This window comes from Actinomycetospora chibensis, from assembly GCF_028737215.1.
In the GTDB taxonomy this organism is placed as follows: domain Bacteria; phylum Actinomycetota; class Actinomycetes; order Mycobacteriales; family Pseudonocardiaceae; genus Actinomycetospora; species Actinomycetospora chibensis.
In genome coordinates this window covers 176,509-193,001 of the sequence record NZ_JAQZAM010000009.1, presented here as the reverse complement: position 1 = coordinate 193,001, position 16,493 = coordinate 176,509, and the positions used below count along the sequence as shown (strand labels likewise).

Genomic DNA, 16,493 nt, shown 5'->3' with positions numbered 1-16,493 from the left:
GACCGATGCTCGGGATGCTCTACATCGTCGTCACGGCAGTCTTGATGCTCGGCGCCGTCTTCGACCAGGAGGGATGGGCGGGCCTCGCGGTCGTCATCCTCATCGTGCTCACGACCGTCTGGCTGCTCCTGTCCCGTCGGGATGCGCCAGGTCGGCAGGAACGACGGTGACCGGGTCGGCTCAGGTTCGTCCCGCATAGATCACGTCACTGACGATCTTCGATGCGCCGATGGCACCGTCGGCGATCCCGGCGGGCACCGGCAGGGAGGCGACGCCCGGCACGGTGGGGTAGGAGTTGTGCGAGCTCGGGTCGTTCGGGCTCTCCGGGGGGATGGCCAGGGCGGTCCCGGCCCCCACCATGCACGTGGAAACCGCCGCAGCGCCCACCGCGACGCCGGCCAGTGTCCGACTCAGGATCGATGTCACGAGAGCCTCCTCGAGGTCGTCCGAATTTTCTACCGACCGTTCAACGAGTGGGAGCGCCCTCGGCTACGCGCTCCGACGACGTCTTCCGGGGTTCAGCCCGAAGGGACGCCGCCGGGATCGGGGCCGCTCCTCGCCCGCGTCGTGCTCCGCGGTGACCTGCAGGACGACGCGCGCCACGAGCTCCGGGTCGTCCCACATGGGAACGTGGCCGCATCCCGGGAGCCGGATGAACTCGGCGCCCGGGAGCGCACGACGCATCGGCGCCCCGTACCGCCCGTACGGAATCGTGCGGTCCCGCTCCGACCACACGACCCGGATCGGGCACGGGAGATCGTCGAACACGGGAAGGTCGTCGCCCTCCCGAGCCCCGTCGAGGAGCTCGTGGATCACGGCGCAGCCCAGGAAGTCCTCGAAAAGATCCGGAGCATCCTCGCCGGAACGCGTTCGCCGTGCTCCATCATCCCTTTCAGCAGCAGACGGCGGATGTGGTCGTGCCGGGCGATGCCGCGGATCCAGGAGGGTCGACCCGCCGCCGCACCGACGCGGAAGAGCCAGAGGAGCCGGGTGAGGTCCAGGGGCCGCTGCCACGCACCGGCCGGCGACAACGCCACACAGGTCCTCGCCCGCCCCCGTCGTGCGAGCTCCAGGGCCACCCACCCGCCTAGGGCGTGTCTGACGGATCTTGATCGCCGGATGGGTCAGGATGCGGGTTGTGGCAGCTGACCGGTCGGTGATCTCTGATGCGGCGTGGGCACGGTTGGAGCCGCTGCTGCCCGACCGGACACCGCGCCGTGGTGGGCGGTGGCGTGATCATCGCGAGGTGCTCGAGGCGATCGCCTGGAAGTACCGCACCGGGGCACCGTGGCGGGCGTTACCGGAGCGGTTCGGGCCGTGGCAGAGCGTCTACGACCGGCATGTGCGCTGGTCAGGTGATGGCACCTACGACCGGTTGCTGGCCGCGGCGCACACCGCCGCCGACGCGGCCGGCGAGCTGGACTGGCTGGTCGCGGCCGACTCGCTTGATGCGGGTCCACCAGCACGGCGCCACCGCCCGACGCACCAGCGGCAACGCCGCGACCGTCGAGACTGTGGAGGGCGTCGTCGGCGAGGCCGGGCCCGACACAGGGGGCCGGTCATAGATCCCGGACCGGTTGTCGAGGAGATCCCTGCTGGGTCGAGCCCGACGACCACGCCATCGGCCGCTCCCGGGGTGGCTTGACCACCAAGCTGCACATGCTCACCGACGGGCAGGCCCGTCCGCTGGTGCTGCTGCTCACCGCGGGCAACGTCAACGACAATCCGACATTCCCGCAGCTCATGGCCGGTCTGCGCGTGGCGCGGCCCGGCCCGGGCCGGCCGCGGACCCGCCCGGACCACGTGCTCGGGGACAAGGGCTACAGCTCACGAGCCAACCGCGAGCACCTGCGCCGCCGCGGCATCCCGCACACCATCCCCGAACCCCGCGACCAGCAGGCCAACCGCGCCCGCCGCGGCAGCCGCGGCGGGCGACCGGTCGGCTTCAACGCCGCGCGCTACAAGCGGCGCAACGTCGTCGAGCGCGGCTTCAACCAGCTCAAAGGCTGGCGCGGCCTGGCCACCCGCTACGACAAGCACGCCATCAACTACCGCGGCGCACTGACCTACCGAGCACTCCTGGCCTGGCTACCTTGATCCGCCAGACACGCTCTAGCGAGTTCCCCACCACATGCGCCGTCGCGATCCCGGCCTCGTCGAGCTGCTCGCACACACGGTCGACGATCTCGGGTACGGCGACCGGCACGCCCTCCGTCCAGCTTGCTCCACCCCGGTGGCCGACCAGAGTCGGCGCGAACACCTCGTGGTGGGCCTGGAGCCCGTCGAGCACCGGCCGCCACGCGCGCCAGGACATGTTCGCCCCGTGCAGCAGCACCAGGGGGTCCCTCGTCCTCCGCGGTGGTACGGCGTCAGCCCGTCCGGCACGATCAGCTCCTCATGATGGGGGTCGCGGTCCCGCCGCCCAGGGCGAGAACCTCGGTGAAGCCGTCGGCGAGACAGCGCGCGAACAGGTCGGGTTCACGCACGGCCGCGGCGTCGAGGTTGGCCCCGATACAGCAGGTGGTGCCGTGGGTGAGCAGCGTGATCATCGCGGCGCAGCCGGGCAGCGGCGCGAAGGGATAGATCCGCTCGATGCGTGCGCCGGCGAGAAAGACGTCCTCGCGCAGACCGGGAACATTGCTGGCCTGCAGGTCGTTGCGCGGGGTCATGTCGCCCGCGAGCTCGGCGACGAGCGCGCCGGGAAGACGCGCGAGCAGCGGGGTCAGGATGTCGGCGGACTCGAGGGCCGGCTCGGCGCGGACGCGCCGCATGGCTGCGGAGACGGCGGCCATGCGCGCGTCGGGCGCCACGATGCCGACCGGCGCGGCGAGGCGACCGGGCGCGAACCGGTTGCCGCCTGCGTCGTCGGCGGCACGGCGCACCGAGACGGGCACCGACACCGGCATCGTCGTCGCCTGGCCGATGGGGCGCCCCATCTCGCCGTGATAGCGGCGGAAGGCGCCCAGGAGCGCGGCGAGATAGGCGTCGTTGAGGGAGCCGTCGACGGCCTTCGCCGCGGACCGCAGGTCGGCGAGCTCGACGTCGAGCGTCCGGAATCGCCAGGACCCGTTGCGTGTCGCGAGCAAGGGCAACGGCGGGGCTTCGGGTGGCGAGAGCACGCGCCGCGCCGAGGCGAGCCAGCCGACGGCGGCGCGCGTGGACGTCGCGGGCCGCCGGACGAGGTCGCCGAGGCCGCGCCCGGCGGAACGGGCGAGAGAACCCAGTGCCGATCCCGCCGCGACCGCGTCCTCGCGGGCCTGGCGGGCGAGCGCACCGGCGACCGTCTCGGTCGCCGTCACCTCGGGCACGGGGGGCCACGGCTTGTCCTCGGTGTGTGCCCGGGTCCGGGAGTGCAGCCCCGACAGCAGCTGGGTGATCCCGAGCCCGTCGCCGAGGGCGTGGTGAAACTTGATCAGCAACGCCGCCCGGCCCCCCTCGAGGCCCTCGACGAGCACCGCTTCCCACAGGGGACGCCGCGGGTCCAGGGGCGTCATCGCGATCTGTTCGGCGGTCTCGAGCAGCGTCGTCCAGCTCCCCGGCCCGGGCAGAGCGATGCGGCGCGCGTGGCGGTGCAGGTCGAAGTCCGGGTCCGGTTCCCAGCGCGGGGTTCCGGCTCCCCACAGCGGAGCGGCCACCCGGTCCCGGAGCCGGGGCACCATCCGGACGGCCCACCGAAGAGCCGCCACGAGTCGATCCCAGTCCGGCGCGGCGTCCAACACCTCGACCGCCATCATGGTCGAGCGCAGGCGGCGGTCGACGTCGGCCCGCCACATGACGATCTCGAAGGGGCTCAGGTCGGGGTCGGTTCCCCAATCGAGCCCGGGACGGCCGGTGCGGTCCTCGCCAGACGTGGTGGCGCCTCGTCCCGTCACGTGCACCCCCGGTGGACGGCCCCGTCCGGCCTGTGGTCCGACGCCCACGGGCCGAGCTACAGGCAACGCGATCTTGTTTAATTGATATTAGAGGAGAGCGCTCGGTGACGACAGGGCTGCCGGGAGTGAGCGCCTCGCCGACGGTTCCGGACGAGGGTGCAGGGCGTCGGCACATCCCCACCGCTCCGTTGGTGCGCAGCGCACTGTGTTGCGCAGCTTTTGAAGGTGACTTCAAACTGAGGGCGGACGGTGGGTCGACCGGGAGGTTGGACGATGCGCAGGACCCTCTACACCGAGGACCACGAGCAGTACCGGGAGTCGGTCCGCGCCCTCCTCTCCCGTGAGGTGGAGCCCCATCTCGAGCGGTGGGAGGAGGAGCGGGCGATCGACCGCTCGGCGCTCCGGGTCGCCGCGCGGACGGGTCTCTACGGGCTGGCGGTGCCCGAGGAGTACGGGGGCGCGGGTGAGACCGACTACCGCTACCGCGTCGTGGTGCAAGAGGAGGTCGCTCGCATCTCCGCGACGGCCTTCGGGATGACCCTCGGGCTCCAGGACGACCTGGTGCTGTCGTATCTCCTCGACGCCACCTCCGAGGAGCAGCGACGCCGGTGGCTTCCCGGCTTCGTCGACGGGACGATCATCGGGTCGCTCGCCATGTCGGAGCCGAACACGGGCAGCGACCTCCAGGGGATCCGCACCTCCGCCCGTCAGGACGGCGACGACCCGGACGCGGACTGGATCCTCGACGGTCAGAAGACCTTCATCTCCAGTGGCATGTCGTCCGACCTCGTCATCGTCGCCGCACGCACCGACCCGGAGGCCGGCTCGCGCGGCTTCACGCTCTTCGTCGTCGAAGAAGGCATGGAAGGCTTCGTCCGCGGTCGCAAGCTGGCGAAGGTCGGGATGCACTCGCAGGACACGGCCGAGCTGTTCTTCGAGGGCGTGCGGGTGCCCACGGGAAACGTGCTCGGCGTGCCGGGGAAGGGTCTGTCGCTCCTGATGAGCCACCTCCCGCAGGAACGGCTCGCGCTCATCGCCGCGACCTACGCGTCCGCCCGGGCGGTCTACGAGCAGACCGCCCGCTACTGCTTCGAGCGCCAGGCGTTCGGACAGGCGATCGGCGACTTCCAGAACTCGCGGTTCGTGCTCGCCGAGATGGAGACCGAGCTCGACATCGTGGAGGCTTACCACGACCGCTGTGTCCGCGCGTTCAACGACGGGGAGCTCACACCCGTGGAGGCGGCGAAGGGCAAGTGGTACGTCTCGGAACTGCAGAAACGGTTGATCGACCGGTGCGTGCAACTGCACGGCGGCTACGGGTACATGCTCGAGTACCCGGTGGCGCGGGCGTTCGTCGACAGCCGCGGACAGACGATCTGGGGTGGCAGCACAGAGATCATGAAGGAGATCGTCGGTCGCGACATCGCTCGTCGGAGCCGGGCCTGATACGAGGATCGGACCGATCGGTGACGTCGCGGGACGCCGCCTGCGCCCTGGCTCTCCAGCAGTACGTCACTGAGCCGCTCGGCGGGATGTCGTCGGCCCGACTCCTCGCGATCGGTGTCGGACGCACCAGCCTCGGCCTCTCATGATCGTAGCGGCCGAGGACGAAGGGCTCGTGATCGGCGAGGGTGCCGAAGACCCCGCGGATGATGGCCTCGGCGGTGTAGCGAGCGCGCAGCTTCTGCCAGCCGCGGGCGCCGGGGGCGCTAGCGGTTCCGACTCGTCTCGGCACTGGCCGGTCCGACGAGCGGCGTTCCCGCTGGCTATGTCTGCCGACGGGACCCTCTCCGTCCGAACGTCCTACTGTCCGGTGCCCGCCGACACCCGTGCGCCCGCCTAAAGGTCGCCCCGCGCGAGGTAGTCCTCAGGGACCCATTTGGCGCGACGGCCGTAGTGGTCCCGTCTAGTGCGACCCGACGCCAGGCCCGCCCGTCGCCGTCGCGCACAGGTGCGGACCAGCACCCGGACCGAGTCCTCGCGCGGCAGGCAGTAGGAGAAGTTGTACTCGCTGATTCTCGCCGAACCGTGCTCCGAGCCCTGGAATGCGATGGAAAACCGGTGCGATCGACGTGGACGACAGGGCCGGACGGGCAGAAGTCGCCGTGGAAGCAGCCGCGACATCGGTCAGCGAGAAAATGGTGGACAGGGCCGGTACGAACCCGGCAGAGAACCTCCCCAGGCGTCGAATACGGTCAGTCATAAAATGAGCATCGCCCGGACCCGACTCTCTCGCACCCGAATTACCGAGCTGGTATAAGCGGTTGCGTAGCGCCACGTCCGGCGGATTGACCTTGTGGCACCTGGTTCAATGCGCAACCGCACGTCGAGCAAGACAACTCTGCGTTTCGAGGTATCTTGTGCCGAAGATGCACGACATCTCGGGAGGTCGGTGCGCCGGAGGAGGGACACCACTGCAGGTCCGACGCGGTCAGGCCTATCGACGCTGCTGGGAACCCGGACAGACGTGGCTGCGTCGATGTCGCCGTGACTCCCTTGCTCCCGCCTGACCTCCTCGACGGCGCCCCGCTGGTGGCCGACCTCTTTCTCGATGCGCTGGCCGGCAGCCCTACGGCCCTACAGGACCTGGTCGACGTGGCCCTGGGCGAAGCCCTCGCCGCGATTGCCCTCGAGGTCCTCATAGCTGTCGAGGCCGACACAGCACAGCGACAGGGCCGCCTGCCGGGCCTGCCGCCCGGTTGCGAGGCGCGACTCGTCGCGGCAGTCCGGCGGGAGCTGGCCGGCTCGTAGTCGCCCACGCAGGCGAGGTGGTTCGCCCCTGGTCGTCGTCGATGCAGCCGCCGCCCGGCGCGGGTTCGCGCTCAAGGCCGCGCGGGCCGAGAAGAACGACGGAACCGCCTCCGGCGGTCGGACCGCTGGGCCCCGCGGAGCTTGACCCGGCCGCTCTCACGATCAAGGGGTCGTCCGAGAACTTCTTCGTCGCGCGGTTGCCGACGTGCGCTCCCGACCACTGGTCAGGCGCGCCCAAGAACTTCTCGTCCTCTCCCCATGGATCGCGAGCCTCGGCGGCCGGGTCGGCGCCCTTCGGGCGGTGGAGGCAGAGAGCGCCTCCACCAATCGCCCTCGGGGCCCAGCGCCCCGATCGACCCGGGGAGGCCGCGTGCCCGCTTCCGACAACATCCGTCCCGACGACCGTCGGCTGGAGGACCGAGACGACCTGGACCTTCTGGACGCGCACCTGGCCGGGGACCCGGACGCCTTCGTCGTGTTGACGCGGCGGTACCTGCGGCTCATGGGGTTCATCGCGCGGCGTGTGCTCCACGATGGCCAGGACGTCGAGGACGTCGTTCAGTCCGCGCTGGCCTCGATGCTGCGAGGCGCGCCGACCTTCGACCGGCGCGCGGCCTTCCGGACGTGGTTGTCGACCATCACCTACAACGCGGCACTGGACGTCTACCGTCGTCGGGCTGCTCGTCCCTCCGTCCCGTGGCTGGACAACGACGAGCGCCACCCGCTCAGCACCGTCGACGTCGCGGCCGTCGCCGCCGACCGCTCCGTCATCGAGGACCTGCTCGCGGGGCTGCCCGAGGAAGCCCGCCGCATCGTCGTCATGGTCGATCTCCTCGACCTCGACCAGCAGCAGGTGGCCGACATCCTCAGGCTGCCGGTGGGCACGGTGAAGTCGCGCCGGTTCCGTGCCCTGCAGACGCTCGCGCGCAAGCTCGAGCGGTGAGCGTGGCGGAGCAGGCCGTGGCCATCGACGCCCCGGCCTGGTGCCCGGCGGCGGTCCCGTCCGCGATGGAGTGGCCGGAGGCCCTCGAGGAGGTACACCGCTGGTGCTCTGAGGCGATGACCGCCGGTCCGCTCCCGGTCTTCGGGTCGCCCGAGTGGTGCGCCCTCGACGACGGCCGGACCAAGACGCAGGCGGCCGTGCGGGCTGCACTCGCCTGGTGGGCCGAGCAGTGGTCGCGCGCCGACGCGGCCGCCCGCGCCCATGTCGAGGCGTCTTACGCGATTTCCGGCGCTACGGACTGGCGCCGCGTCGCCACCGACCTTCGAGCTCGGCGCGCGAATGGGTCCGCGCGCATTCCTCGTCAGTGCGATCAAGCGTCGCTCTGAGCATCTTCTGCAAGCAGAGTCTTGCAATGTCAAGATAGCCGGCGATACCCCCTGTGCCTGATGCTGGTGACCTCTGACTGAAAGAAGAGATACACCAAGGCATTAGCTAATGATCTTGGTAATTTCGATGAGTGCTCAGCATCACCCCGATCTCGGCGGGCGCGGCGGGTGTCGATTACCTCCTTCGCCAGTCGGGCTGCCGCGAGGGCGAGCGGAGCACGGAGGAACGACACCCCGAGCCGTCGGACCCCGAGAACGAGGAGCGCGAGTTAGGGGCCGAAGGCAGCGCTGGACCGGCTGAGTCCGGCGCCGACTACCTGCTCCGCTCGCGTGAGGCCGACGGCAGCGTGAGGTGGTGGGGTAGCGGCACCGACGACGTCGGCGTCGATCGCTCCGCGGCACCGCGTGACGACGAGGTCCGTGCGGTCTTCGGGCGCTTGGAGCACGCGTCGACCGGCGAGCCCCTCGGATCGCCGCCCCGGCGCTACCTCAGCGCCGAGGAGCGGATCGAGCGGGCGCTCGCCGCCGAACCCGACGCCACGCCGGAGCGACGGACGGAGATCGAGTGGCGGGTGCGCGGGAGCCAGCGCAAGGCCGTCGGCTACTACGACCTCACCTTCTCGCCGGCCAAGTCGGTCTCGGTGCTCTACGCCGCGCTGAGCGTGGCGGGCCGGCGCGAGGAGGCGGAGCAGGTGGGGGCCGCGCACCGGGCCGGCGTCGATGCGGCGATGAAGTACCTGCAGGAGGAGGCCGGCTACTCGCGCGCCGGCTACCACGGACGTGCGAAGGACGGCCGCTCCGTGGGGGAGTACGTCGCGGCACGGACATGGACGGCGGTGGAGTTCGACCACAGCACCTCGCGGGCGGGCGACCCTCAGCTCCACACCCACGTCGCCGTCCTCAACCGCGTGCGGTGCGAGGGCGACGCGGAGTGGCGCACGGTCGACAGTCGAGGGCTCTACCGCGCACGTGCCGCTGCCGGTGCGGCCTACGAGCGAACGTACGAGGAGGCGCTGAACCGCGCTCTCAGCGTCGAGTTCGCCATGCGGCCGGACGGAAAGGCCCGCGAGATCCACGCCATCCCGCCGGAGGTGCGCGACGCCTTCTCCCAGCGCCGCAGCGAGGTGGTGGCGGCGGTCGGCGACTTCATCGCCGACTACACGGAACGCCACGGCCGGCCGCCGAGCCCGTACGACGTCACAGTCGCCGCGCAGCACGCCGCCCGCTCCACGCGTCAGCTGAAGCAGGACGTCCCGGCCGAGGATCTCGAGCGGTCCTGGTCGCTTCGGCTCGAGGGCGTCCTCGACGGTGTCGACGCCGCACGGGAGGCGCCCGAGCACCAAGACCTGCCGAGGTGGAACCGCGACAGGGTCATCGCCGCAGCGGTCCACCGCGTCCAGAGCGCCCGAGCGACCTGGACGCACTACGACCTGTTGGCTGCTCTCAACGCTGAGCTCCCGGCCGGGCTCGGTCTGGAGCCCGCCGAGCACCACGAGCTGCTGGAGTCCCTCGCGACCGATGGCGAGGGCCTCGGCGCCGGCGTCGTCGCGCTGACCCCGGGCGAGGTCGTCCCCACTCCTGCGGCCCTGCGACGAGACTCCGACGGCCGCCCACGTTTTCGGCCGCACCGTGACGAGCGCTTCGCGACCCTCGACCAGCTCGACGCCGAGGAGCGGCTGTTGGGGCTCACCCGCACCGGCGGCGCACCCATGCTGATCGACGAGACCCTCGGCGCGCTCGACGCGGAGCTCGACGCTCTCGGACTCGACCCGCACCAGCGAGCCGCCGTCATCGGCATCCTCGGGTCCTCGCGACGGGCCGACGCACTGATCGGACCCGCTGGCACGGGCAAGTCCCTCACGATGGCGGCGCTGACCGCCGCCTGGGCCGAGAGCCACGGCACACCGGCCATTGGCGTGGCCACATCGCAGGCCGCCGCCGACGTACTCGCCGACGACGGGGTCGCGGCGGTCAACGTCGCCCGCTTCCTGCAACGGCACGAGCCACGGCCGGACGGTCGGGCAGCGGAACCCCTGCCGTACGGGTGTCTCCTCATCGTCGACGAGGCCGGGATGTCGGCGACCGACCAGCTCGACCGCGTGCGAGCCCTGATGGAAGCCGCCCACGGCAAGATCGTCCTGACCGGCGACGACAAGCAGCTCGGTCCCGTCGGCGCTGGTGGCGTCCTCGCCCACCTCGCTCGCGCGCATCCCGAAGACGTGCCCGCTCCTGGCGGGCCCGTGTTCCGTCTCGCCGAGCCGAGGCGCTTCCGTGAGAGCTGGGAGGGGGAAGCGTCGCTGGGCCTCCGCCGGGGCGACGTCGCGGCCCTCCAGACCTACGACGACCACGGGCGGGTCCGCGCCGGCCATGCCGACACCGTCGTCGAGAAGGCCACCTCGGCCTATCTCGCCGACACGCTCGCCGGCCAACGATCGCTCCTCATCACGGCCACCAACGGCCAGGCGGCGGACATCGCCGGACAGATCCGGACCCAGCTCATTCGACTCGGCCACGTCGAGCCCGACGCCGACCCGGCGGTTCTGCGGGACGGCAACACGGCCAGCCGTGGGGACCTCGTCCAGACGCGGCGCAACATGTGGGTCCCCGATCAGATGGCCGGCCCGGCCCGGCCCGTCGTCAACCGCGAGGTCTGGCGGGTGGAACGCCGGCTCGCGGACGGCTCTCTCGTCGTCGATCCCGCCGACGGGCGCGACGGCCCCCGCGTCGTCCTCGACCCCGAGTACGTCGGCGCCCACCTCACCCTGGCCTACGCGGGGACCGTGCACTCCGCGCAGGGCCGCACGGTCGATACCGCGCACACACTGGTCGACTCGGCAACGACGCGGGACGCGTTCTACGTCGCGATGACGCGGGGCGCCCGCTCCAACACCGCCTGGGTCACGACCGCGGCCGAGGTCGACGACGACCAGTACGTCGAGCCGCTGCGCGCCGACTACATGGAAGTCCTCACCGACGTCCTCGAGCGCGAGCGGGATGACCGCACGGCCACCGAGGTCCTCGCCGACGAGACCGACCACAGCGAGTCCCTCCTCGCGCTCGGCGTCGTGTGGTCCGGCGTCGGCGCGGAGTACCGGCGGGACATCAACACCGACCGACTGCTCAACCACGTCGGCCCGGAAGCCACCGAGGCGCTCGTCGACGAGCCGGGGTTCGGGAGGCTCCTCCGGGCGATGCACGAGATCGAGATCGACGGGCACGACCCCGACGATCTATTGGACGAGGCCGTCGGCCGCAGCGAGCTGAGCTCGGCGCGGTCGATGTCCCATGTCTTGCGCTGGCGCCTGCGGCAGGCCGCGGAGGAACGGGTCGCCGAACCGCGAGGTTCGACGTGGGCGGACAGGACGCCGCGGGGCGACGACAAGATCGCGGGCTACCTCGCCGGCGTGGCCGCCGAGATGGACCGCCGCCAGGAGCGACTCGGCGAACTCGCGGCCGCCGAGCCGCCGCCCTGGGCGCAGCAGCACCTCGGCGAGGTGCCGGACGACCCGCTCGCCCGTGCCGAGTGGTCCGGTCGCGCCGGCGCGGTCGCGGCGTACCACGAGCTCTACGCACCTCAGCGGGACGGCCTCGGTCCGGCGCCATCGCGGGAGAACCCGGAGGCGCGCGCTGCGTGGGTCCGCGCCTACGAGGCCCTTGGCGCACCTGAGGCGCTGCGCGACTACAGCGCGGCGACGGACGAGGAGCTCAAGGCGCTGGTCGCGGCGTACGAGCGCGAGGAGACGTGGGCGCCGCTGCACGTCGCCGACGTCCTCCGCGAGACACGTCAGCGCGTCGCCGACTACACGACGCGGGCCGAGCTTGCCCAGGCTGAAGCCGCCGTCGCGCCAGGTGACGAGGAGCGGTCCGCACTTCTCCAACGTGCTGAAAGCCATCGAGCCTTCGTGCAATGGCAGGCAGACCGCGCCGAGAAGTTGGAACTGATCCACGATGCCCGCGCGCGGTGGCACGACGAGACGGCCGAGTCTCGCGAGAAGGCCTCTCGTGCCCGACGAGAGCTGCACGAGCGCGAGGTCCCGCTCGAAGCGGATCAGGGCGAGGCCCCGCCCGTTGCGCGCACCGACCCACCATGTGAGCCCGAGTGGGTCGAGCGGGAGCCCCAACCCGAGCCTGTGAACGCGGCCGAGGAGGAGCGGCGCCCTGAACCAGGTCCTTCAGGTGAGCCCGCACCTCACGAGGACGACTTGGACGGCGCGGTCGCCCGGGCCCGCGAGGCGCTCGAGCTCCTCCAGCGACGAGGCGCATCGCACGCGGCTGTTGAGGAGCGTGCCCCATCGGTCGCTGAGCCGGAGCCGGACCGGGAGCCTGATCGCGCTTGATCTGCTGTCGTGAGCACGCAGCAAGCCGACGGTCGGCGGCCCTCTTTCGCTAGGGCCCTGGGAGGGGCTGCGGGCGCGACCAGAGCAGATAGCGCCCCACCCGCGAGGGCGGGTGGGGCGGAGGTTCAACGGCCGGTTAGCGGCGCGTCCAGGTACATCCGCCGGAGAAGCGCACCGCGTTGTCCGACGACTGCACCGTCATCGTGCTCGGGCCGGAGACCGCTTGGTTCGAGATGATTGCGCCGAACTCGCCTGAGGTGTCGCGCAGCCGCTCCCAGTAGCAGGAGCCGCCGGACCCGTCGGTGCGGTAGGTACCCGCGGTCAGCTCCGAGCCCACGAGGTAGGTGCCGTCCTCGAACGGCCCGTTCACCGAGGGCATCGCCTGCGTGGTGGGCGCTGTCGAGCGCGCTGGCGCCGAGTAGGACGGTGCGGAGTATGACCGCGGCGTCGTGTACGTCGAGCCGCTCGGCGGCGTGGTGGCGGCGGCGAGCCCGATCAGCCACAGCATGCAGATGAGGAGGCCCGCCGCGCCGAGGATGACTCCGCTGACGGCCATGCCGCGGCCGCCGAGCTGGCCCACGCGTGTCAGCCCGATGATGGAGAGCACGATGCCGACCGGTGCGACGATCCAGGCCACGATCCCGAGGAACGGGATGATCGAGAGGACCGCGCCGCAGAGCGCGACGACGAATCCGGCGGTCGCCATGCCGTTCGTGCGCTGCGACGCCGTGGGCGGCGGGTAGTAGGGCTGGTGGCCGGGCGGCGGCACGTACTGCTGGGTCATGGAGGTCCCCCCGAGACGTGGCGCGGCCCCGACGGCTCGAGTGCGCTCGGAAAGGATCTCGCGTGCCGGGCACGCTGCGTTACCGCGCTCAGGTCACGAGTCGGTCACCGCGGCGCGGGGGGCATGGCGACGCGCCTTGAGGGCTTGTGGCGCGCCGGGCGGCATGCCGCTCGAACTCGTGCCGGCGCGATCAGGATCAACCAGCTCGTGCCCGCAATGGCGCGCTACCGACCCGTGTTCGAGCACGGTCCACTCGACAGGCCGAGCGTGACCGACCGGCGACGTCGTCAGACTCGACGGAGCGGAGCCAGGTCCGGCTGTCGGGCTCGCGGCTCAGTACGCGAGTGCTGACGTCATCGTGAGGGCGGGAAGATCGTCCAGCGACGTTGTTGTTGCTGACGGCCCTACGAGACCGCGCTGAACGACGTGCGCCCAGGGTCCTCGACGCAGCTGAACGGTCCGTAGTCCGGCTTCGGCCGCCGGCGCGATGTCGTTGTCGAGCCGGTCGCCGACGTAGGCGATCTCGTTGGGCGGGTGGCCGGAGACGGCGACGAGCTTGTGGAAGAAGGCGACGTCGGGCTTGGCGACGCCCCAGTCGTCCGACGTGGCGAGTGCATCGACCGGCAGGTGAAGCTCGCGAAGGAATGCACCCGCTCTCACGGTCTGATTGCCGGCTACGCCCACGAACAACCCTCGGTCGCGGAGTGCCTGCAGACATGTCCGGACGTCGGGGTAGAGGTCGTGCGCGTTGAGGTACTCGCCGAGCCCGACCCGGACGCGTGCCTCGCGCTCGGCAGCAAGGTCGAAGCCTGGTCGGAAGTGTTCGAAGACCTCGCGATAGTCGCCGCCTCGAGCGATGACTGCGCCGAAGACGGCGGAGAAGGTGTGCCGGGGGACGCCGAGCCAGTCGGCCCAGGCGCCGTACTCGCGGGTCTCGTCGATGAGGACCTCGCCGACGTCGAACCACACGGCGCGGATGGTCATGCAGGCTCCGGTCAGTTGAGGGAGGACACGCGCTCGTTGAGCGTGCGGACCGCGGGCGACGAGGCGTGGGAGTGGACGAGGCGGAGGAACGAGCGCACTCGATCCGATCCTGTTGCGTAGCCCGCCTGCGCGAGCTCGTCGACCGCTGAGATCGCGATGCGGCAGGCCTCGTCGAGCTCGCCGTCCCGGTAGTGGACCGTCGCGAGATCGGATAGCAGCACCGAGCGCTGCTTCGCAGCAGCCAAGGGGAGGTTCAGCGCCTCCTCGAGCTCGGCCCGAGCCGCGTCGTAGCGCCCTGCGAGCAGGTTGGCGTAGCCGGCGAAGCCCGCGAGCCGCGTCGCGTCGTAGTAGTCGAACCACCGCGGCCCGTCGTCATCAACCGCTCCCGACGACAGCGCCTCTCGCGCCCGATTGATCGCGGACAGGGCGGCCATGTGCTCCCCGGCGTTGGCCAGCACCTCGGACTCGATCGCATCGACCCAGGAGCTGATCAACGGGTGGGGCTGACTGGCGAGCGCGACCCGCGCTGCGGCGAGGTGGTCGAGGGCCGCCGTTGACGCGCCCGCGGAGGCTGGGACGAACGCGAGGTGGGCGAGGGCTGCAGCTTCCTGCTGAGCGTCCCCCGCCTCGTGGGCCGCTTCGGCGGCGAGGGTGTAGTGACCTCGCGCGGCCATCGAGTCGTCGAGGTCGAAGAAGCTGAGCCGTCCGACCAGGGTCGCGCTGCGCGCCTGGTTGGCGATCAACCGCATCTGCTCTCGTCCCGACGTCCGCCTCGCGGCTGCGGAAACGGCATCGAGATGGGCGAGCGCGACGGTGAACAGCGCGACGGGGTCCGACGAGTGATATCGCTCCTGATAACGGTCGCTGAGGTCGTCGAACGTCCCACTGGTCGCAGCCGTCGCGTCTCCGGAGTCTTCGGCACTCATCGACAGCAATCCCATCACGGTAAGCAGCGTGCGTCGCCGTGCGACCTGGTCCTCGACGACCTGCACGACACGTGTCCGGATCACCTCAGCGCCCGGGCCGAGGTGATCGAGCAGCTGGTACGCGCCGCGGCTGAGGTCGTCGACCGCTGCAGCGACTTCCGGGCCGCGAGGGTTGGTGCGGAGCCCGAGCATGCGGGGTTCGACACCGAACAGGAGCGCCAGGAGCTCGCGGTAGTAGGCGCTGACACCCTTCGCGCCGCGTTCCCACTTCGCGATCATGTCCGCGTTAACGCCCACGTGGTCGCCGTGCTTCGCCCACGCGAGCCGCTGGACGTGCTCGGCGACGTCGCGCTGAGTCCACCCACGTTCCTCGCGGAAAGCGCGGAACCGCGCCGGCTGCCCGTCCATCAGCGGTCCTGTCTCGAGTCGTAACGACCGCTCGACGGTAGCCGTGACAAGGCGTCGAGGGGCTCGGGACTAGTCATCGGACTACGCCTGGACCGCCGTCGGGACTACGGGCGCGGACCTCGCCGGGACGACGGTCGGGAGCGAACGAGGTTCCTGGTCGCGGGAGCCCCCGAGTGCGTAGGAGTGATCCCTGTGAGCACGTTCCACCTGCACGCGCGGCTGGTCGAGGGATCGCTGGGGGCCTTCTCACGCGACGAGACGCGAGCCTCAACCACCGACAGCTGGCCCGCCGCGCTCACCGAGGCCGAGGAGCTGCGGGACACCGGGTTCACCGTGTGGATCTACGAGCACGGCCCGCAGCATCCCTTCCCTACGGGGAGCGACCTCCGCCTTGTGGAGTGCCTGGCGCCCGAGCGGTACCGACTCCGATGAGCGGCCGGCATCGTCCCGGGGCGGTGAGGCGGCCGTGGTCGATGCGTTCGCCGACGAACATTCGCAAGACCTCGCGCCGCGCTCACTGGTGGCGTTGGGCCGCGACGCCCCCTCGTCACCTCACCTGACGCACGCCGACCTGCACGCGGCACGCTGTGGGCGCGAACGAGGCGAAGGGGTCGTCGGGGATGCCCGCGAGCTGCAGCGTCCCGTCCAACTCGCGGACAGCCAGACCGAGGTCGGAGACGAGCCCGTCGGTCAGCGAGCGCTCGTAGCGGCCGCGGACGAAGGGCAGCGAACGCTCGAGCGCGGGCCGATCCAGGTGCGTCCCGTCTAGCAGACGGACGACGAGGTGCGCGTGCAGGCCCGGCTCGCGCTTCGCCTCGCCGGGCCCGTGCTCGACGACATCGATCTCGGCTGGCTGGTCGTCGTACCGGTACGGCGCCAACGCCCCGACCTGCGTGGCCGAGGACCACACGCCGGCGTGCTCCAGCGCGCTGCGGGCATCCTCGGACGCACGGCGATGCCTCTGCTGGAGCACGCCCACCTCGTAGCGACGGCCCGCCGAGAGCAGCGCCTGCAGGTAGATCGACACAGACGCGGCCGGTTCGAGGAGGATGTCGACTGCGACGTTCTCCGTCTGGGTCATCCCGCCACTCCTGCCCGCGGC

The 16,493-nt window shown here is 71.2% G+C and carries 17 protein-coding genes; 9 read left to right on the top strand and 8 right to left on the bottom strand.

Annotation, left to right across the window (positions count from 1 at the left end):
- The first annotated feature begins 5 nt into the window (after positions 1-5).
- The gene (locus PH189_RS15835) at positions 6-170 is read left to right on the top strand and encodes a hypothetical protein (RefSeq protein WP_274189764.1); all 165 of its coding nucleotides are present in this window, start codon (positions 6-8) and stop codon (positions 168-170) included.
- 10 nt (positions 171-180) lie between these two features.
- Here PH189_RS15835 and PH189_RS15830 read toward each other — a convergent pair whose 3' ends face one another.
- Positions 181-426: a hypothetical protein gene (locus tag PH189_RS15830; protein WP_274189763.1), complete on the bottom strand. Its 246-nt coding sequence runs from the start codon at positions 424-426 to the stop codon at positions 181-183.
- A gap of 63 nt (positions 427-489) precedes the next feature.
- Positions 490-1,083, bottom strand: a complete 594-nt coding sequence (locus PH189_RS30520) for an alpha/beta fold hydrolase (RefSeq protein WP_378014902.1) — start codon at positions 1,081-1,083, stop codon at positions 490-492.
- Positions 1,084-1,129: 46 nt separating this feature from the next.
- Between PH189_RS30520 and PH189_RS30515 the strand changes: the two genes are divergently transcribed.
- A complete protein-coding gene (locus PH189_RS30515) occupies positions 1,130-1,645 on the top strand; it encodes an IS5 family transposase (RefSeq protein ID WP_420791497.1) in 516 nt (171 codons plus the stop codon).
- Positions 1,642-2,097 carry an IS5 family transposase gene (locus PH189_RS30510; protein WP_420791496.1) on the top strand — a complete coding sequence of 152 codons (456 nt, stop codon included), beginning with the start codon at positions 1,642-1,644 and terminating at the stop codon, positions 2,095-2,097. Before PH189_RS30515 ends, PH189_RS30510 begins: the two co-directional genes overlap by 4 nt.
- Here the strand turns inward: PH189_RS30510 and PH189_RS30505 are convergent.
- Positions 2,045-2,335, bottom strand: a complete 291-nt coding sequence (locus tag PH189_RS30505) for an alpha/beta fold hydrolase (RefSeq protein ID WP_378014903.1) — start codon at positions 2,333-2,335, stop codon at positions 2,045-2,047. The two genes, PH189_RS30510 and PH189_RS30505, sit on opposite strands and share 53 nt — an antisense overlap.
- A 52-nt stretch (positions 2,336-2,387) precedes the next feature.
- A complete protein-coding gene (locus tag PH189_RS15820) occupies positions 2,388-3,872 on the bottom strand; it encodes a wax ester/triacylglycerol synthase family O-acyltransferase (RefSeq protein ID WP_274189762.1) in 1,485 nt (494 codons plus the stop codon).
- A gap of 273 nt (positions 3,873-4,145) precedes the next feature.
- On the opposite strand from PH189_RS15820, the gene PH189_RS15815 reads away from it, so the two are divergent.
- From PH189_RS15815 to mobF, 5 genes are all read left to right on the top strand, one after another.
- Complete coding sequence (locus PH189_RS15815) at positions 4,146-5,318, top strand: acyl-CoA dehydrogenase family protein (RefSeq protein ID WP_274189761.1); 1,173 nt, start codon at positions 4,146-4,148, stop codon at positions 5,316-5,318.
- Between the two features lie 1,041 nt (positions 5,319-6,359).
- Complete coding sequence (locus PH189_RS15810; RefSeq protein WP_274189760.1) at positions 6,360-6,623, top strand: hypothetical protein; 264 nt, start codon at positions 6,360-6,362, stop codon at positions 6,621-6,623.
- A 370-nt stretch (positions 6,624-6,993) separates the two neighbouring features.
- Positions 6,994-7,566 carry an RNA polymerase sigma factor gene (locus PH189_RS15805; RefSeq protein ID WP_274189759.1) on the top strand — a complete coding sequence of 191 codons (573 nt, stop codon included), beginning with the start codon at positions 6,994-6,996 and terminating at the stop codon, positions 7,564-7,566.
- 17 nt (positions 7,567-7,583) lie between these two features.
- Positions 7,584-7,952, top strand: a complete 369-nt coding sequence (locus tag PH189_RS15800; protein WP_274189758.1) for a DUF2742 domain-containing protein — start codon at positions 7,584-7,586, stop codon at positions 7,950-7,952.
- Positions 7,953-8,083: 131 nt separating this feature from the next.
- Positions 8,084-12,289 carry a MobF family relaxase gene (gene mobF, locus PH189_RS15795; RefSeq protein ID WP_274189757.1) on the top strand — a complete coding sequence of 1,402 codons (4,206 nt, stop codon included), beginning with the start codon at positions 8,084-8,086 and terminating at the stop codon, positions 12,287-12,289.
- 136 nt (positions 12,290-12,425) lie between these two features.
- Here the strand turns inward: mobF and PH189_RS15790 are convergent, their stop codons facing one another.
- From PH189_RS15790 to PH189_RS15780, 3 genes are all read right to left on the bottom strand, one after another.
- A complete protein-coding gene (locus PH189_RS15790) occupies positions 12,426-13,073 on the bottom strand; it encodes a DUF4190 domain-containing protein (protein WP_274189756.1) in 648 nt (215 codons plus the stop codon).
- Between the two features lie 333 nt (positions 13,074-13,406).
- On the bottom strand, positions 13,407-14,057 hold the full coding sequence (locus tag PH189_RS15785; RefSeq protein WP_274189755.1) for an HAD family hydrolase: 651 nt from the start codon (positions 14,055-14,057) through the stop codon (positions 13,407-13,409).
- Between the two features lie 11 nt (positions 14,058-14,068).
- Complete coding sequence (locus tag PH189_RS15780) at positions 14,069-15,391, bottom strand: helix-turn-helix domain-containing protein (RefSeq protein ID WP_274189754.1); 1,323 nt, start codon at positions 15,389-15,391, stop codon at positions 14,069-14,071.
- Positions 15,392-15,583: 192 nt separating this feature from the next.
- Between PH189_RS15780 and PH189_RS15775 the strand changes: the two genes are divergently transcribed.
- Entirely contained in the window at positions 15,584-15,823 is a 240-nt protein-coding gene (locus tag PH189_RS15775) for a hypothetical protein (protein ID WP_274189753.1), read from the top strand.
- Positions 15,824-15,938: 115 nt separating this feature from the next.
- Here the strand turns inward: PH189_RS15775 and PH189_RS15770 are convergent, their stop codons facing one another.
- Positions 15,939-16,472, bottom strand: coding sequence for a hypothetical protein (locus PH189_RS15770; protein ID WP_274189752.1), 534 nt, complete (start codon positions 16,470-16,472; stop codon positions 15,939-15,941).
- Positions 16,473-16,493 lie beyond the last annotated feature (21 nt).